Below are 16,408 nucleotides of genomic sequence, written 5' to 3'. Positions count from 1 at the left end.
CCTGTGAAATTATTTGGCATTACTGTTCCTCGCCCTGAGACGGGCCACGTGCAGCATTGTCCCCGCCCGCGGATTTATCCGGGCTGGTGAGGCCGTGCATATGAGAAAGATAGAACCCTCCCGCGGCTCCCAGCAGGGCGCCTGCGAGCACAATCCAGCGGGTTCCCCACAGATTATCCAGACCCCACCCTATCAAACTCCAGACGAGGATTCCGCCAACAATGTAGCTGAAGACGGCGATGCCGGCGTTGTATCCGCCGTCCCGTCCGTTGTCGGATACACCGGGGGCTCCGGACGTCTTTTCCGGGGTGCGGGGCTTGTCCGCGGGGCGCTCTTTGCGGTTAAACATCGATGCCGCCTTCCGGGGTCTCGGGGTCGTTGTAGAGCTGAAGCCGGGCCTTGCTGAAACCGTAGATTTCGGCGGCTTGCCACAGGACCACGGTCACCACGGCGCCGGCCAGGAACCAGCGCCCGTTGAGCCACTCGGGGCTGCCGATGGCAAACAGCACCACCGCAAAGCCGACGACCTTGATGAAATAGGTGGCCGCGAACAGGCCAATGGCTCCGGAGGAATGATTGCGGCCGCCGAAATGGCCGACCAGAAGGCTGATCGCGAAGAAGACGATCACCAGCGCCCCGCCAAAGAGGGATGACAGCGCGGCCGCCGTGCCGTCGAGCAGAAGCGCCGCCAGGCTGGTGAGCAGCAGGGCTCCGCCGCCGACGGCCAAACTGATAGCGAGCAGCCGCAGCCACAATGATTTTGTGGGACCTGAGACACCAACTTCTCCGGCGCCGGACTTTCGTCCGGGTTCGGCGTTGGAGGTCATGAGATCCCAATCGTCGAGAGGTGGTTGCTGGTCACGGTGGCGCGGCGAAAGACCGCTCCTGAATTCTACATGAGATAGAAATTATTCGGAAAAGCCCGGTTCCGGTAATACATCTTCGGTGTCACTCTTCCTCTGCCGAAGAACGCGGACCCCTCCCCGGAGCCTTGTGGCGCAGGTAAGGCCAGGCCGTGACGCCGGCCATGACGAGCATCGCGGCCAGGTTCACGACCATAACGACCTGCCACTGGAAGACGGCGAGGGCGAGGCCTCCGAACGCCAGGACGCAGGTCCACAGGTACATCAGGATGACCGCACTGCGGTGTGAGTACCCGATATCCAGGAGCTTGTGGTGCAGATGGCCACGGTCCGCCGACCATGGCGAGCGTCCGTGCGCGGTGCGGCGCACAACAGCCAGGCCGAGGTCCAGCAGCGGCAGGAACAGCACCGCGAAGGGAAGCAGGATCGGAATGATCGTGGGGATGCCGTTGGCCCGGTCGTACAGACCGGACGTGATCTGGCCGGTGGACACGATGCCCGCCGACGCCATGATCAGGCCGATCAGCATGGCACCGGAGTCACCCATGAAGATCTTGGCGGGAAACCAGTTGTGCGGCAGAAAGCCGATGCAGGCGCCGACGAGCACGGCGGTCAGCAGGGTGGCCAGGTCCGAGCGGTCCAGCAGAACGGCAGTCCGGTGCACCCAGTACGCCGTGAGGAAGAACGCCGTCCCGCCGATGATGGCCACGCCCGCAGCCAGGCCGTCCAGGCCGTCGATGAAATTGAACGCATTCATCGTCGTCACAATCAGTCCGGCAGTCAGCGCGATACTCACGGCGTCGTTCTCGATCACAAACGGCTCCGGGATGAACGGAATGATGGTCATCCGGACGCCCCAGATCGCCACCACCAGGGCCGCGGCACTTTGGCCGATGAGCTTGACCCACCAGCGCAGGTCCAGCAGGTCGTCTGCCACGCCCACCAGCACAATCACGGCGGCGCCCGCGAGGATCCCCCAGGGACCGTCGTTGTTACGGAAGATGTCCTTGACGAAGAACGACTGGCTGGCGATGAGCAGTGCCACGAAGAATCCGGCAAAGATGCCCAGCCCGCCGAGCCTCGACACGGGGGTCGAGTGCATGTCACGGCTGCGGATCGGGGAGAACAGCTCCATTCGGTTGCCGACAAAGCGGGCACCCCAGGTCGCCGTGTAGCTCACGACTGCCGCTGAGAGCATCATGAGCAAATACATAATCACTGCGAAGACACCCGCTCGCAGCCGTCGGCACAGGGCACACCCGGTTTCACAGCCCGGAGCCACGGTGTTGCTCCGTGGCTCCGGGGGTGGGGTGAACTCAGTTGCTGTGGGTCTGTCTTGCGATAAATGAAACTTCTCCGTCGCCGTGCGCAGGGCAGGCAGTGCGTAGTGCCTGACAGGGCTGTATTACAGTGGACTCTAGTCAAGATACTAACGCCAACGGCCACTTGTCTTCGCGTCACACGGCCCATTGCCGGCGGGAAAACCACCGGCGGCCGTGCTGAAAGGAACACTCGATGACCCTGTCGGTTGCAGTTGCTGCCGTGACGTTTGACCGTCCCCGGGAGCTGGCAGTTCTGCTGAACGCCATCAACAACCAGACGGCATCGGTTCGTTCGATCTGCCTTGTCGACTCCGGCACGGTCCCCGCGCAGGATGTCGCGCAGGTGCACGAAAACGTCGATTACGTCCGCTCCGAGGCCAACCTTGGCGGCGCCGGAGGTTTCTCCCTCGCGATCCTCAAGGCGGTCGCCACCGGGGCCGACTGGATCTGGATGATGGACGACGACGCCGAGCCCGCCGACCCGGAATGCCTCGCCACGCTCGTCCGCGAGGCGGAGGCCCGGGACCTTGAGGCCGTCGTTCCGCTCGTGGTCGCCCCCGGCCACCCCGACCGGCTCTCCTTCTTCTTCCGCCTGGATGGAAAAGTCACCCACGACCGTGCCGAGGTGGAGAAGATCGGGTTCCTGCCAAACGACGGACACTTCTTCAACGGCGCCCTGATCCGCTCGGACGTCTTTTTTAAAGTCGGCCTGCCGGACATACGCCTGTTCATCCGCGGTGACGAGGTGGACTTCACCATCCGGCTCCGCAAGGCCGGTATCCGCTTCGGCACCGTCACGACGACGGCGATCACACACCCGCACGCCTTTTCCGAGACCAAGCACGTCTATGGCGCCCGCTGGCATGTCATCGTGCCGGAGTCAGCTTTCAAGCGCTATTTCTACTACCGGAACCGTGGGTACCTCATCCGCCGCCACTTCCGGATTAAGTCGTTCGTCGCGGACGTGGGCGGTTACCTCGGCTACTTCCTGCAGCGCGGGGATCTCCGCGGCCTGGCCGACTGGTTCGGGGCTTTTTCCGCCGGGTTACGCGGCAAGGGTTTTGGCCCCCTCAAGGACCAGAAGTTCTAGCCCTTGGGCTGTAGCCGGCGCCGGATCAGCAGCCCGGTGAGCAGCCAGGGCTCGCCGAAGACCCGGTAGGCGACCCGCCGGGGGTGCAGGATCAGCCGCCAGGCCCATTCCAGGCCCAGGCGTCCAAGCCACCGGGGTGCCAGCTTTTGGATCCCCGCAATTTGCTCGATCGCACCGCCGACGGCACAGTAGACCGCCGGGGGCAGCGTTGCCAGCCGGCGCGTGAGAACCTGTTCCTGCAGCGGCATGCCCAGGCCCAGCAGGACCAGCTGCGGCCGGAACTCCGAGAGCCACGTGACAACCGAGTCCTCGAGTTCCTCGTTCCAGCCCTCGCCCGGCAGTCCGGCCACGCGGGCCTGCGGGACCAGGGCCGCGAGCCTGGCAACGGCCTGGGAGTTCGCCTCGGGTCCGGCTCCGATCACGGCGATCCGCTCGAGCCCGTCGACCTCCGCCAGCGCAGGAATCCAGTCCGTGGAACCCAGCCGGTAGTCCATGACGGGTCCCCCGCCCGTCCGGGCGCCGCTGCCGCGGGCCCAGAGCATCAGCACCGGGGCGCCGTCGATCAGGACCACGTCGCTTTGATCGTAGAAGGCGCGGAAGGCCGGGTCGGAGTGGCACAGAGTGACGCTGTGCAGGTTGTGTCCGACGACCGTGCGGGTGGTGCCTTCGGCCACGAAGCGGTTCAGCACCCCGGTCAGATCCGGGACAGTCAGGGGCGTCGCATCCACGTCGAGGACGGGGACGCGTTGTCGCTGGAGGGTCATGCGGTTCCGGCCCCCGGGTTGGGACGATCAGCAGCCTCTTCCGACACGGGCACAGCCTCTTCCGACACGGGCACAGCCTCTTCCGACACGGGCCCGGCCTCGACGGCCTCTGCGGCTGCCGGTTCCTCGCCGACGCCGAGCACTGACGGGACAACCTCGCGAAGCCGTTCCAGGCTGATGGCGCCCTGGCGGACCACCCGCAGCGGCACGGCGGTGGCATCGACGATGGTGGACGGCAGGGCGTCGGCGCCCTCGGCCGGACGTGGTCCGCCCTCGAGATAGACCTCCACAGACTCCGCGAGCTGGGCTTCGGCCTCGGCTGCGGTCAGCGCCGCGGCCTGGCCCGTGCGGTTGGCCGAGGAGACGGCCAGCGGCCCGGTCAGCGTCAGCAGGTCCTGGGCAACGTCGTCGGCCGGGATCCGCAGGGCCACGGTGCCCTTGGTTTCGCCAAGATCCCAGTCCAGGGACGGCTGGGCATGCAGGATCAGCGTGAGTCCGCCCGGCCAGAAGGCCTCGGCCAGGCGCCGGGCCTCGGCCGGCACGTCCGTGGCGAGTCCGTCGAGGGCATTGAGCCTGGGGATGAGGACCGGCGGCGGCATTTTCCGGCTGCGGCCTTTCGACGCCAGCAGCAGGGTCACCGCCAGGGGCGAGAACGCGTCGGCGGCGATCCCGTACACGGTGTCGGTCGGGAAGACCACGCACTTGTGGTCGCGGATGGCCCGCTGGGCATGTTCAAGTCCGGCGGCGCGCTGCTCAGCTGCCGTGCAATCGTAGCTAGTCGTCACTGGCCTATTCTTTCATCACTTCGTGCGTTGCCCGGTTCACCGTGGGGCAGCCGGGTCGGCAAGGACGGCGCTGGTGGCCCGGTCCCTGCCGTTGAGGTCACGATGGGTGGCCACCTCGGCCCACAGCCCGGAGCGCTCCAGCATCGTGGCGATCCAGCCGGCCTGGACTTCGGCGTGTTCCATCACAAAGTAGCCGCCGGGAACCAGCAGCCGCGCCGCGGAGGCCGCGGCCGCCGTCGGAAGTTCCATGCCGTCCGCTCCCCCGCCGTACAGGGCTTCGGGGGGATCGTGCAGCGCCACTTCGGGTTCGTTGGGGACCGCCTCGGCGGGAATGTACGGCGGGTTGGAGACCACGACGTCGAACGTACCGTTGTGTTCGCGCAGGGCATCGCGCAGGTCGCCGCGGATCAGGTGGACGCCGAGCGGCAGCAGGTTCCGGGCAGCCCAGGCGTGCGCAAATTCGCTGAATTCGACGGCGTGGACCTCCGCGCCGGGGACCTCGTGCGCGATCGAGCCGGCGATGGCGCCGGATCCGGTGCCCAGATCCACCACCTTCGGGTGCGCCAGGCCCTGCAGCCTGTCGATCACGAGCTGCACGACGGACTCGGTTTCCGGGCGGGGAATGAATACCCCCGGCCCGACGGCAAGTTCCAGGTAGCGGAAATGCGCGACGCCGGTGATGTGCTGCAGCGGAATGCGCTGGGCGCGCTCGGCGATGAGCTCCGGATAGCCGTCAGGGGCCGGGGTGTCCCCCAGCATCAGGGCGCGGAGCCGTCCGAGCCCGACGCCGAGCAAATGGTCGGCGAGGAGTTCGGCGTCGGCGCGGGGGCTCGGGACGCCAGCGGCCGCCAGGACGGAGGTGGCCTCGCGGACCGCGTCCGCGAGGCTCAGCCCGGTTCCTTCTGTCATCACTGCGCGGGCCGGGACTAGTCGCCGATGGCGTCGAGGCGGGCCTGTTCGTCCATCTCGATGGCCGACTGGATGACCGGCTCCAGGTCGCCGTTCATGACTTGGTCCAGGTTGTAAGCCTTGTAGCCGGTGCGGTGGTCCGCGATCCGGTTCTCGGGGTAGTTGTAGGTCCGGATGCGCTCCGAGCGGTCCATGGTGCGGATCTGCGACTTGCGCTGGGCCGAGTTCTCGGCGTCGATCTGCTCCTGCTGGTGCGCCAGGATGCGGGCGCGAAGGACGCGCATGCCGGCCTCGCGGTTCTGCAGCTGCGACTTCTCGTTCTGCATGGCCACCACGATTCCGGTGGGAAGGTGGGTGATCCGGACGGCGGAGTCGGTGGTGTTCACGGACTGGCCGCCGGGGCCGGAGGAACGGTAGACGTCGATCTTGAGGTCGTTCTGGTTGATCTCAAGCTCTTCGGGCTCGTCCACTTCCGGGAGCACCAGTACGCCGGCCGCGGAGGTGTGGATGCGGCCCTGGGATTCGGTCACGGGAACGCGCTGCACACGGTGCACGCCGCCTTCGAACTTGAGCCGCGCATACACGCCCTCGGCCGGATCGTTCGAGTTGCCCTTGATGGCCACCTGGACATCCTTGTAGCCGCCCAGGTCCGATTCGTTGGCGGAAATCATCTCGGTCTTCCAGCCGCGGGATTCCGCGTACCGGGTGTACATCCGCAACAGGTCGGCCGCGAACAGGGCAGCCTCGTCGCCGCCTTCGCCGCCCTTGACCTCGAGGATCACGTTGCGGGCGTCGTCCGGGTCGCGCGGGATCAGCAGCCGGCGCAGCTTGGCCGCAGCCGTCTCCAGCGCAGCCTCAAGCTCCGGCACCTCGGCAGCAAACTCCGGGTCCTCCCCCGCCATTTCCTTGGCAGCCGCGAGGTCATCCTGGATGCCGTGCCAGGCATGGTAAGCCTCGACAATACCGTTCAGCTGAGCCGACCGCCGCCCCAGCTTCCGGGCAATCTTCTGGTCAGCATAAACAGCAGGATCCCCAAGCTGTGCCTGGATAGCATCATGCTCATCCAACAGGCCCTGTACGGACTCAAACATTTTCAAAACCTCTTTCGACTCTTCCAAGTCTAGTTACTGCAACGCGGGGTCACTTACCGCCCATTCCAACGGCCCTGATGGGCGCTATGTGACCCCGCGTTGCTTTTGAAGCGGCGGAACCGGTTAACGCAACAACCGCCCGGGAAAGTGGCGGCCCGGGAAGGGCCGCCACTTTCCGAGCGGTTACGCGTAGCTACTTGTCGTTATCGGACTTCGCGCCAAGCGTCGTCTTCTGCACCTGCATGAGGAACTCGACGTTGCTCTGGGTCTCCCGGATCTTGTTGGTCAGCAGCTCAAGGCTCTGCTGCGTTTCGAGTCCGGACAGGACGCGGCGCAGCTTCCACATGATCTTGACTTCCTCGGGGGACAGCAGGTTTTCCTCGCGGCGGGTACCGGACGCGTTGACGTCCACGGCCGGGAAGATGCGCTTGTCCGCGAGCTGGCGGGACAGGCGCAGTTCCATGTTGCCGGTGCCCTTGAACTCCTCGAAGATGACCTCGTCCATCTTGGAACCGGTCTCAACGAGCGCGGTTGCCAGGATGGTGAGCGAGCCACCGTTTTCGATGTTGCGGGCTGCACCGAAGAAGCGCTTCGGCGGGTACAGCGCTGCGGAGTCGACGCCACCGGAGAGGATACGGCCGGAGGCCGGGGCCGCCAGGTTGTAGGCACGGCCCAGGCGGGTCATCGAGTCGAGCAGCACCACAACGTCCATGCCCATTTCCACGAGACGCTTGGCACGCTCGATGGAGAGCTCGGCCACGGTGGTGTGGTCGTCAGCGGGACGGTCGAAGGTGGAGGCGATGACCTCGCCCTTGACGGTGCGCTGCATGTCCGTGACTTCTTCGGGGCGTTCGTCAACGAGCACCATCATGAGGTGGACCTCAGGATTGTTGGTGGTGATGGCGTTGGCGATCGACTGCAGGATGAGCGTCTTGCCGGCCTTCGGCGGCGAAACGATCAGGCCACGCTGGCCCTTGCCGATCGGGGCGACCAGGTCGATGACGCGGGGGCCGATCTTCTTCGGGTCCGTCTCGAGGCGCAGGCGCTCGGAGGGGTACAGCGGAACGAGCTTCGCGAATTCGACGCGGTCCTTGAGTTCCTCGGGGGTCTTGCCGTTGACCGAGGTGACGCGGACCAGCGCGTTGAACTTCTGGCGCGCGGTCTGCTGCTGATTCCCTTGCTGGGACTCGCCTTCACGCGGTGCACGGATGGCACCGACGACGGCGTCACCCTTGCGCAGGTTGTACTTCTTCACCTGGGCGAGGGACACATAGACGTCGTTCGGGCCCGGCAGGTAGCCGGAGGTGCGGATGAACGCGTAGTTCTCGAGCACGTCCAGGATGCCGGCGACGGGCAGCAGGACGTCGTCCTCGGTGACCTCGACGTCGTCGACGTCCGGTCCCTGGACGCGTCCCCGACGGCGGTCGTTGCGGTCGCGGAAGCGGTCGTTGCGCGAGCTGTTGTCGCGGCTGTCCTGGCCGCCGGAGCGCTCGGGACGGTCGTTGCGGTCACGCCGGTTCCGGCGGTTCCGTCGGCTGCCGCCGTCGCCGTCATCGTCACGGTTGTTGTCGCGGTTGTCGCGGTTGGCAGTGTTGTCGCGGTTGTCGCGGTTGCCGGCAGCGTCGTCGCGGCCGCCGCGGGTGCGCTCACGGCGCTGGCCGTCTTCACTGCCCTGCTCTGCCTGACGCTGTTCGGTGCGCTGTTCCGAACGCTGTTCGGTGCGCTGTTCGGTGCGCTGTTCGGTGCGCTGTTCGGTGCGCTGTTCGGTGCGCTGTTCAGCCTGACGCTGCTCGGCCGGGGCCTCGACGGCGGTTGCGGCCGGGGCTGCGCCCTGTCCGGCGGGCTGTTCTGCGCTCTGGGCGGCGGCTTCGCCGCGGCGGCGGTTGCGGGTGCGCGGCTGGCGGGTGCGTTCGCCGCCTTCCGTCGAGGAAGCGGCAGTGCCGCTCTCGGGTGAGCCGGCCTCGGCGGAAGCCACGGGGGCCTCCACGGCCGGAGCGGCTGCGGGTGCCTCGGCGGCGGGAGTCGTGATGACGCCGTCGCTGCCGGCGCGGCGGCTGCGGCCACGTCCACGGGCACGCGGGTTCTCCTGGGCCGGCGCCTCGGCGTCGGCAGCAGGCGCGGCGGCCGGAGCCGCGGCCTGGGAGACGGTGCCGTTGTCGGTCGCCTTCTCAGCAGCGCGGGCCGGAGCCTTGCTCACGGGAGTGCCGGCGCGGTGGGCGGAAATGGCCGACACAAGATCGCCCTTCCGCATCCGGGAACCGCCGGAAATCCCCAGCTGGCTGGCAAGTGCCTGGAGCTGGGCGAGCTTGAGGCCGGCGAGGCCGCTGCTCTTGGCGGGTGCTGCCGTAGACGATCCGGCAGCAGAAGATGATGTTTCCACAGCTGAAGACAGCTCAGTGGTTTCGGTCACGAAGGATCCTTCCCCCTCGACGGCGTCCAGGCTAGGAGCTGGACGCGATGATTTGATCTGGGCTGCAGTTCAGATCCGCAGCCGGGATTTCGGCCTTGCCGGATGGATATTGGCCAGCACGGCCGGATATAGCTACACCTGGCGCGTTCCGGAAGATAAGGAACGGCGGGCTGACTTTTCAGGGGTGCAGAGATTGTTTCTGCGGATTCCTGCGTCAGACCAAAAGCAGGTGGCACCGAAAAATATTGCGCAGTGAAAGATGAGAGAGGCAACTAGGCCAACATCGCGGTCTTTTGAACAGTAAGTGACTTACTACAAGTAAACTTACTGCCTGCGTGGTTACCGCCGGTGCACTTCCACTTTAGCACCTTCGACGTCCACAGCCAGCTTCATCACACGCCAGCCCACGTCCGGCGTGTTGCCGGTCGTGAAGTCGCCGATGAACTCGACGGCGGCATCGGCCTGGGCCTCCCCGTTGGCCAGGACCAGCACTGTGGGGCCGGCGCCGGAGACGACGGCGGCAAAACCCGCCTGCCGCAGGGCGGCGATCAGGTCCGCGCTGGGCCGCATGGCGTCCGCACGGTAACTCTGGTGCAGGTAGTCCTCGGTGCCCGCCAGCAGGAGTTCGGGTTTTTGCGTCAGGGCGTGGATCAGCAGGGCCGCACGTCCGGAATTCATGGCCGCGGCGTGGTGGCCCACCGAGGCAGGCAGCAGCGCACGTGCGGCTTCGGTGGACAACTCAAAGTCCGGCACGGCAACCACCGGAACGACCGCCGAGGCGACCGTCGCGCAGGTGCTGCTGTACTGGTCACTGTCCTGCCATGACAGCGCCAGTCCGCCGAAAATTGCGGGTGCGACGTTGTCAGGGTGTCCTTCCATCTCACTTGTGAGCTGCAGGACCCAGTCCCTGCCCCGGCGGGATGCCTCCGGAACGAGGGCATTGGCGGCGGTTACCGCGGCCACGACGGCACAGGCGGAAGAGCCCAGGCCGCGGCCGTGCGGATTGATGTTGTCAGCCGTGATCCGCAGGCCGTCGTGCCGGAAGCCGAGGCGGTGCAGGGCCTCCGTGATGGCCCTGACCACCAGGTGGGTGGCGTCCCGGGGCAGGGAGTCCGCCCCTTCACCGCTGAGCTCGAATTCCAGCTCGCCGCTGTCCAGGGTTTCCACCGTCAGCGTGTCGAACAGCGCCAGCGCCAGGCCGAGGCTGTCATACCCGGGGCCGAGGTTCGCGCTCGTGGCCGGCACTCGGACCGTCACGAGCTGCCCGGCCGGAACCGCCGGCGTGTCGGCGGCTGACTCGGCCGGGATGGTGAGGGTGGTTTCCACGGTTACTTTTCTTCCAGTCCCAGGGCCGTGGCCACGGTGACCACGTCGTTCGAGACCTTGACGGGCTGCACTTCGCTGCCGTCCTCGGTGCGGAGCGCCCACTGCGGGTCCTTGAGGCCGTGGCCGGTGACCGTGATGACGATGGTCTTGCCGGTCGGCACTTCCCCGGCTGCGTGCTTCTTGATCAGGCCGGCGACGCCGGCAGCAGAACCCGGCTCGACGAAGACGCCTTCGCGGGCGGACAGCCAGCGGTGGGCGGAGAGGATTTCCTCATCCGTCACGGCTTCGATCACGCCGCCGGACTCGTCGCGTGCGGCGATGGCGGTGTCCCAGGACGCGGGGTTGCCGATCCGGATGGCGGTAGCGATTGTGTCCGGTTCCGTGATCGGGTGGCCGGCGACGAACGGTGCGGCGCCGGCGGCCTGGAAGCCCCACATGACCGGGGTCCTGGTGGAGACGGCGGCGAGAGTCCCGGCGGTGGCGGATTCGAACGGCGCGGAGTACTCCTTGTAGCCCTTCCAGTACGCGGTGATGTTGCCTGCGTTGCCCACCGGCAGCACATGGAAGTCCGGAGCGTCACCGAGCCAGTCGACCACTTCGAAGGCGCCGGTCTTCTGGCCCTCGATCCGGGCCGGGTTGACCGAGTTGACCAGGAACACCGGGTAGGACTCCCCCAGCTTGCGGGCAATGTCGAGGCAGTCGTCGAAGTTGCCGTCGACCTGGAGCAGGGTTGCGCCGTGCGCGATCGCCTGGCTCAGCTTGCCCATCGAGATCTTGCCTTCGGGCACCAGCACCACGCACCTCAGGCCGGCGGCAGTGGCATACGCGGCGGCGGACGCGGAGGTGTTTCCGGTGGAGGCGCACACCACGGCCTTTGCTCCGGCGGCAACCGCAGCCGTCATGGCCATGGTCATGCCGCGGTCCTTGAAGGACCCGGTCGGGTTCATGCCCTCGACCTTGAGGTAGACATCGCTGCCGGTGAGCGCGGAAAGCTGCTGCGCGTATACGAGAGGGGTGCCGCCCTCCCCGAGGGTGATGACCTTGGTCGCCTCGGTAACGGGCAGTCGGTCAGCGTATTCGCGGATGACGCCGCGCCATTGGTGAGCCACTTAGACTCCTTCTACCCGCAGTACGGATGTAACGGAATTGATAACGTCCAGGCCCTTGACGGCCTCGACGGTGGCTGCCAGTGCAGCCTCGCTTGCGCGGTGGGTCACGATCCGGAGTTCTGCCGATTCGATATTCGAGTCAGCATCGCGGTGGATGGTCTGCCGCATGATTTCAATGGAGACGCCGTGCTCCGCGAAGAGCTGGGCGATCCTGGCCAGCACACCGGGCTGGTCCGCGACGTCGAGTCCGATGTAGTAGCTGGTGACCGCAGCGGTGATGGGAAGCGCGGACACCTGGCCGGTCGTGGTCTCGGCGCGGCCGGGGCCGCCCAGGACGATGCTGCGGGCCGCGGAAATGAGGTCGCCCATCACGGCAGAGGCGGTGGGCTTGCCGCCGGCGCCCTGGCCGTAGAACATCAGCTCGCCGGCGTTTTCGGCTTCGATGAAGACGGCGTTGAACGCCCCGCGTACCGCTGCCAGCGGGTGTTCGCGCGGCAGCAGCGTCGGGTGCACACGGACGGACACACCGGTGGTCCCGTCGGCGTCTGTTTCCGTGCCTGACCCCAAGCCTGTCCCCAAGCCTGTTTCCCGGCCTGCGGTCCCCAGCTTCTCGGCGATTGCCAGCAGCTTGATGACGAAGCCGGCGTCTTTCGCGGCAGCGATGTCGGCGGCTGTCACGGAGCTGATGCCCTCGCAGTACACGTCGTCCAGCGAGAAACGGGTGTGGAAGGACAGCGAGGCAAGGATCGCGGCCTTGGAGGCGGCGTCGTGGCCCTCGATGTCGGCGGTGGGGTCGGCCTCCGCGTAGCCCAGGCGCTGGGCCTCGGCCAGGGCGTCGGCGAACTGGGCCCCGGTGGAATCCATCTGGTCCAGGATGAAGTTGGTGGTGCCATTGACGATGCCGAGCACCCGGGTGATCCGGTCGCCGGAAAGGCTGTCCCGGATGGGCCGCAGGATGGGGATCGCGCCGGCGACGGCGGCCTCGTAGGAAAGCTGCACGCCGGCCTTGTCCGCTTCCTCGTGGAGGGTGGGGCCGTCCTTGGCAACGAGCGCTTTGTTGCCGGTGACCACGCAGGCGCCGTTGCGCATGGCGGTCAGGATCAGGGTCCGGGCCGGTTCGATCCCGCCCATCAGCTCGATCACCAGATCGGCGTCCTTGACCAGGGCCTCGGCATCGGTGGTGAACAGCCCGCGGGGGAGCTCGACTTCGCGGGGGGCGTCGAGGTTGCGCACGGCAATGCCGACCAGCTCCAGGCGGGCGCCGGCGCGCGACGCCAGCATGTCGGCGTCGTCAAGGAGAATCCGCGCAACCTGGGCCCCGACGTTGCCACAGCCCAGCAGGGCTACTTTCAGGGTTCGCAATTCGGTCATTCAGACTCCCATGTCGCGGTTGAGCAGATCTTCTTCGGTTTCCCCGCGGACAATGAGCCGGACAGATCCGTCGCGCACAGCGACAACGCCCGGCCGGGCCAGATAGTTGTAGTTGCTTGACAGGGCCCAGCAGTAGGCGCCGGTCCCCGGTACAGCGAGCAGATCACCGGCTGCCACGTCCTCGGGCAGATATACATCTCTAACAACTATGTCGCCGCTCTCGCAATGTTTGCCCACTACTCGGGACAGCTGCGGGGCCGCATCCGACGTGCGGGAGGCCAGAATGGCCGAGTAATCCGCGTCGTACAGCACCGGACGCGGGTTATCGCTCATCCCGCCGTCCACCGACACATACCGGCGCGGGTACGTAACGTTTTCGCTTGGCGTGGCGGGTTTACCGGCTTCGCCGGGTTCTCCGGAATCGCCGGCACCGGTTGTCGGGGCATCGACCCGGACGGTCTTCAGCGTGCCCACTTCATAGAGCGTGAAGGTGCTGCTGCCGACGATCGCACGGCCCGGTTCGATCGAGATCCGCGGGGCGGTGATCCCCAGCTCGGCGCATTTGGCGCGGACGACGGCGGCCATCGCCTGGGCGATTTCGGCAGCCGGGCGCGGGGTGTCCACGGGCGTGTAGGCGATGCCGTAGCCGCCGCCGAGGTCCAGTTCGGGGAGCACGATCGAGTACTTGGTCTGCATCGCGGCGAGGAAGTCCAGCAGCTTCTCCGCTGCCAGGGCGAAGCCGTCCGGCTCGAAGATCTGCGACCCGATGTGGCAGTGCAGGCCCAGCAGCTCGATGCTGGGGTAGCCCGACGCGGCGGCCACGGCTTCCTCGGCCGCGGAGAGGCCGGCCTGCTCGGTGGAGTCCCCGGCCATGGAGAGGCCGAACTTCTGGTCCTCGTGGGCCGTGGCGATGAATTCGTGAGTGTGGGCGTGCACGCCCGGGGTCAGCCGCAGCATGACCTTCGCGGTTTCGCCGCGGGCCTCGGCAATCCTGGCGACACGTTCGAGCTCGGCGAGGCTGTCGACCACGATCCGGCCCAGCTGCATGTCGAGGGCGCGGTGGATCTCGCCGTCGGACTTGTTGTTGCCGTGGAGCGCGACGTCGGCGCCGGGGATCCCGGCGCGGGCGGCGACGGCGAGTTCCCCGCCGGAGGCCGTGTCCAGCCGCAGCCCCTCTTCCTCCACCCAGCGGACCACCGCCGTGCACAGGAAGGACTTGCCGGCGTAGTAGACGTCCACTCCCCCGCAGATGTCGGCGAAGGCGTCGTTGAACGCGTCGGAAAAGGCCCGGGCCCGGGCCCGGAAGTCGTTCTCGCTCATCACAAACAAGGGTGTGCCGAACTGGCGCTGGAGCTCGCTGGCGGGGATGCCGTCTATGGCGAGTTCGCCGGCATCGTTCCGGCTGACCCCGCTGGCCCACAGCGGCTCGTGCAGGGCATTGAGGTCAGCGGGGACCTGCAGCCATTCCGGCGCGAGCGGGGAGGCTGCGCCGGCGGTGGCGGACGGGTTAGTGGTCATGGCAGTTACATCCGTTCCGGCGCCGAGACGCCCAGCAGTTCCAGTCCGTTGGCCAGCACCTGGCTCGTGGCGTCGTTGAGCCAGAGCCGGGTGCGGTTGAGATCGGTGATCGGCTCGTCGCCCTGCGGCGCCACACGGCAGGCGTCGTACCAGCGGTGGTAGGCGCCGGCGATGACCTCGAGGTGGCGGGCCACCCGGTGCGGCTCGCGCAGTTCGGCCGCCTTGGCCACGATCGAGGGGTAGCTGCCGAGATAGGACAGCAGCTCATTCTCGGTCGCATGCTCGAGCAGGGACGCCTCGAAGCAGTCTTTGCCGTCCACACGGCGCTGCACCCCGGCGGCTACGGCGTTGCGGGCCGTGCCGCGGGAACGGGCGTGCGCGTACTGGACGTAAAACACCGGGTTCTCGTTGCTGTGCTTCTTCAACAGTTCCGGGTCCAGGGTCAGCGGCGAATCGGCCGGGAAACGTGCCAGCGAGTAGCGGACCGCGTCCTTGCCCAGCCAGGAGATGAGGTCCTTGAGTTCGATGATGTTTCCGGCACGCTTGGAGAGCTTGGCGCCGTTGACGGAGACCAGCTGTCCGATCAGGACCTCAATATTGACCTCGGGATCGTCCCCGGCGGCCGCCGCAATGGCCTTGAGCCGGTTGATGTAGCCGTGATGGTCCGCCCCGAGCAGGTAAATCTTCTCGGTGTACCCGCGGTCCTTCTTGGACAGGTAGTAGGCGGCGTCGGCGGCGAAGTACGTCGGCTCGCCGTTCGCGCGGATCATCACCCGGTCCTTGTCATCACCGAAGTCCGTGGTGCGCAGCCAGACCGCGCCGCCGTCGTCGTACACGTGGCCCTGTTCCCGGAGCCGCGCGACGGCGTCCTCGATCGCGCCGGCGTCGTGGAGTTCCTGCTCGGAGAAGTAGACATCGAACGCGACGCCGAACTCGGCCAGGGTGCGCTTGATGTCGTGCAGCTGCGCCTTGTACGCCGCGCCGCGGATCACCGGCAGCGCGGCGACGTCGGTCAGTTCGCGGATGTCCGGGTGCTGGGTCAGCACCTCGTGGCCAAGATCGGCGATGTACTCGCCCGGGTAGCCACCCTCCGGGACACCGCGGCCGTGCAGCCGGGAGAGCACCGAGTGGGCGAAGACGTTCATCTGCGACCCGGCGTCATTAATGTAGTACTCGGCCGTGACCTCGGCGCCGGAGGCCCGGAGGACGCGGGCGATCGCGTCGCCCAGGGCCGCCCAGCGGGTGTGGCCGATGTGCAGCGGGCCGGTGGGGTTGGCGGAGACGAATTCCATGTTGACCGTGTGGCCTGCGAGCGCGGTGTTGGTGCCGTAGTCCGGACCGGCCTCGACAATGGCCTTGGCCAGGGCGCCGGCGGCGGCAGCGTCCACGGTGATGTTCAGGAACCCCGGTCCGGCGATGTCGACGGCGGAGACCGCGTCGATGGACTTCAGCCGGGCACTCAGCACGGAGGCGAACTCCCGGGGGTTGGTGCCGGCCGTTTTGGCCAGCTGAAGGGCGATGTTGGTGGCCCAGTCGCCGTGGTCCCGGTTCTTCGGACGCTCAACGCGCACCGCATCCGGGACCTCGGAGGCGGGGAGGGCGATTTCACCGGCGGCGACGGCGTCCTTCAGGCAGGCGGATATGGCGAGGGAGAGTTCTTCAGGGGTCACGGTTCCAGCCTACCGGTGGCCTGCAGTGTCGCGGAATTTGGTGCCTGACGTGACCGCCGGATCACAAAGTGAACCACTACGCTGATTCATACGTTGTCATTGGTGTCCGCGGCGGGCCGCCGCTCGCGGGTCACCGCCTCCCGTCCCTCCCCCGATCGTCGCCAGAGAAATGAGCCGCCG

At 67.0% G+C, this 16,408-nt stretch carries 14 protein-coding genes; 1 reads left to right on the top strand and 13 read right to left on the bottom strand.

Annotated elements, in window-relative coordinates:
* Nucleotides 1-19: 19 nt before the first annotated feature.
* From ABIB29_RS03060 to ABIB29_RS03050, 3 genes are all read right to left on the bottom strand, one after another.
* Nucleotides 20-349, bottom strand: a complete 330-nt coding sequence (locus ABIB29_RS03060) for a hypothetical protein (RefSeq protein WP_354169914.1) — start codon at nucleotides 347-349, stop codon at nucleotides 20-22.
* Nucleotides 342-827, bottom strand: a complete 486-nt coding sequence (locus ABIB29_RS03055; protein ID WP_354169912.1) for a hypothetical protein — start codon at nucleotides 825-827, stop codon at nucleotides 342-344. Before ABIB29_RS03055 ends, ABIB29_RS03060 begins: the two co-directional genes overlap by 8 nt.
* A 121-nt stretch (nucleotides 828-948) precedes the next feature.
* The gene (locus tag ABIB29_RS03050; RefSeq protein ID WP_354169911.1) at nucleotides 949-2,082 is read right to left on the bottom strand and encodes an MraY family glycosyltransferase; all 1,134 of its coding nucleotides are present in this window, start codon (nucleotides 2,080-2,082) and stop codon (nucleotides 949-951) included.
* A 296-nt stretch (nucleotides 2,083-2,378) separates the two neighbouring features.
* Here ABIB29_RS03050 and ABIB29_RS03045 point away from each other — a divergent pair, with 296 nt between their 5' ends.
* On the top strand, nucleotides 2,379-3,275 hold the full coding sequence (locus ABIB29_RS03045) for a glycosyltransferase (RefSeq protein ID WP_354169909.1): 897 nt from the start codon (nucleotides 2,379-2,381) through the stop codon (nucleotides 3,273-3,275).
* Here ABIB29_RS03045 and ABIB29_RS03040 read toward each other — a convergent pair.
* From ABIB29_RS03040 to argS, 10 genes are all read right to left on the bottom strand, one after another.
* Nucleotides 3,272-4,039, bottom strand: a complete 768-nt coding sequence (locus tag ABIB29_RS03040) for a WecB/TagA/CpsF family glycosyltransferase (protein WP_354169907.1) — start codon at nucleotides 4,037-4,039, stop codon at nucleotides 3,272-3,274. The genes ABIB29_RS03045 and ABIB29_RS03040 overlap by 4 nt on opposite strands.
* Nucleotides 4,036-4,824 (bottom strand): L-threonylcarbamoyladenylate synthase, encoded by a 789-nt coding sequence (locus tag ABIB29_RS03035; protein ID WP_354169906.1) that lies wholly within the window; start codon nucleotides 4,822-4,824, stop codon nucleotides 4,036-4,038. Before ABIB29_RS03035 ends, ABIB29_RS03040 begins: the two co-directional genes overlap by 4 nt.
* A 36-nt stretch (nucleotides 4,825-4,860) precedes the next feature.
* Complete coding sequence (prmC, locus tag ABIB29_RS03030) at nucleotides 4,861-5,733, bottom strand: peptide chain release factor N(5)-glutamine methyltransferase (protein WP_354169904.1); 873 nt, start codon at nucleotides 5,731-5,733, stop codon at nucleotides 4,861-4,863.
* Between the two features lie 17 nt (nucleotides 5,734-5,750).
* Nucleotides 5,751-6,824, bottom strand: a complete 1,074-nt coding sequence (prfA, locus tag ABIB29_RS03025) for a peptide chain release factor 1 (RefSeq protein WP_354169902.1) — start codon at nucleotides 6,822-6,824, stop codon at nucleotides 5,751-5,753.
* Nucleotides 6,825-7,017: 193 nt separating this feature from the next.
* Complete coding sequence (gene rho / locus ABIB29_RS03020; RefSeq protein WP_354169900.1) at nucleotides 7,018-9,234, bottom strand: transcription termination factor Rho; 2,217 nt, start codon at nucleotides 9,232-9,234, stop codon at nucleotides 7,018-7,020.
* A gap of 339 nt (nucleotides 9,235-9,573) precedes the next feature.
* Nucleotides 9,574-10,560: a homoserine kinase gene (gene thrB / locus ABIB29_RS03015; protein ID WP_354169898.1), complete on the bottom strand. Its 987-nt coding sequence runs from the start codon at nucleotides 10,558-10,560 to the stop codon at nucleotides 9,574-9,576.
* 2 nt (nucleotides 10,561-10,562) lie between these two features.
* Nucleotides 10,563-11,669 carry a threonine synthase gene (gene thrC / locus ABIB29_RS03010; RefSeq protein WP_354169896.1) on the bottom strand — a complete coding sequence of 369 codons (1,107 nt, stop codon included), beginning with the start codon at nucleotides 11,667-11,669 and terminating at the stop codon, nucleotides 10,563-10,565.
* On the bottom strand, nucleotides 11,670-13,040 hold the full coding sequence (locus tag ABIB29_RS03005) for a homoserine dehydrogenase (RefSeq protein WP_354169895.1): 1,371 nt from the start codon (nucleotides 13,038-13,040) through the stop codon (nucleotides 11,670-11,672).
* Nucleotides 13,041-14,558 carry a diaminopimelate decarboxylase family protein gene (locus ABIB29_RS03000; protein WP_354169893.1) on the bottom strand — a complete coding sequence of 506 codons (1,518 nt, stop codon included), beginning with the start codon at nucleotides 14,556-14,558 and terminating at the stop codon, nucleotides 13,041-13,043.
* A gap of 5 nt (nucleotides 14,559-14,563) precedes the next feature.
* Nucleotides 14,564-16,228 (bottom strand): arginine--tRNA ligase, encoded by a 1,665-nt coding sequence (argS, locus tag ABIB29_RS02995; RefSeq protein WP_354169891.1) that lies wholly within the window; start codon nucleotides 16,226-16,228, stop codon nucleotides 14,564-14,566.
* Nucleotides 16,229-16,408: the final 180 nt, after the last annotated feature.

It is taken from the genome of Arthrobacter sp. UYEF36, assembly GCF_040547025.1.
GTDB lineage: Bacteria > Actinomycetota > Actinomycetes > Actinomycetales > Micrococcaceae > Arthrobacter.
Note: the sequence above shows the minus strand (reverse complement) of the source record. Positions and strands in the feature narration are given on the sequence as shown.

What these genes read in the sequence shown, in the direction of transcription:
- ABIB29_RS03060 (WP_354169914.1), bottom strand. Translation starts at nt 349, where the DNA reads ATGTTTAACCGCAAAGAGCGCCCCGCGGACAAGCCCCGCACCCCGGAA.
- ABIB29_RS03055 (WP_354169912.1), bottom strand. Translation starts at nt 827, where the DNA reads ATGACCTCCAACGCCGAACCCGGACGAAAGTCCGGCGCCGGAGAAGTT.
- ABIB29_RS03045 (WP_354169909.1), top strand. Translation starts at nt 2,379, where the DNA reads ATGACCCTGTCGGTTGCAGTTGCTGCCGTGACGTTTGACCGTCCCCGG.
- ABIB29_RS03040 (WP_354169907.1), bottom strand. Translation starts at nt 4,039, where the DNA reads ATGACCCTCCAGCGACAACGCGTCCCCGTCCTCGACGTGGATGCGACG.
- prmC (WP_354169904.1), bottom strand. Translation starts at nt 5,733, where the DNA reads ATGACAGAAGGAACCGGGCTGAGCCTCGCGGACGCGGTCCGCGAGGCC.
- prfA (WP_354169902.1), bottom strand. Translation starts at nt 6,824, where the DNA reads ATGTTTGAGTCCGTACAGGGCCTGTTGGATGAGCATGATGCTATCCAG.
- ABIB29_RS03005 (WP_354169895.1), bottom strand. Translation starts at nt 13,040, where the DNA reads ATGACCGAATTGCGAACCCTGAAAGTAGCCCTGCTGGGCTGTGGCAAC.
- ABIB29_RS03000 (WP_354169893.1), bottom strand. Translation starts at nt 14,558, where the DNA reads ATGACCACTAACCCGTCCGCCACCGCCGGCGCAGCCTCCCCGCTCGCG.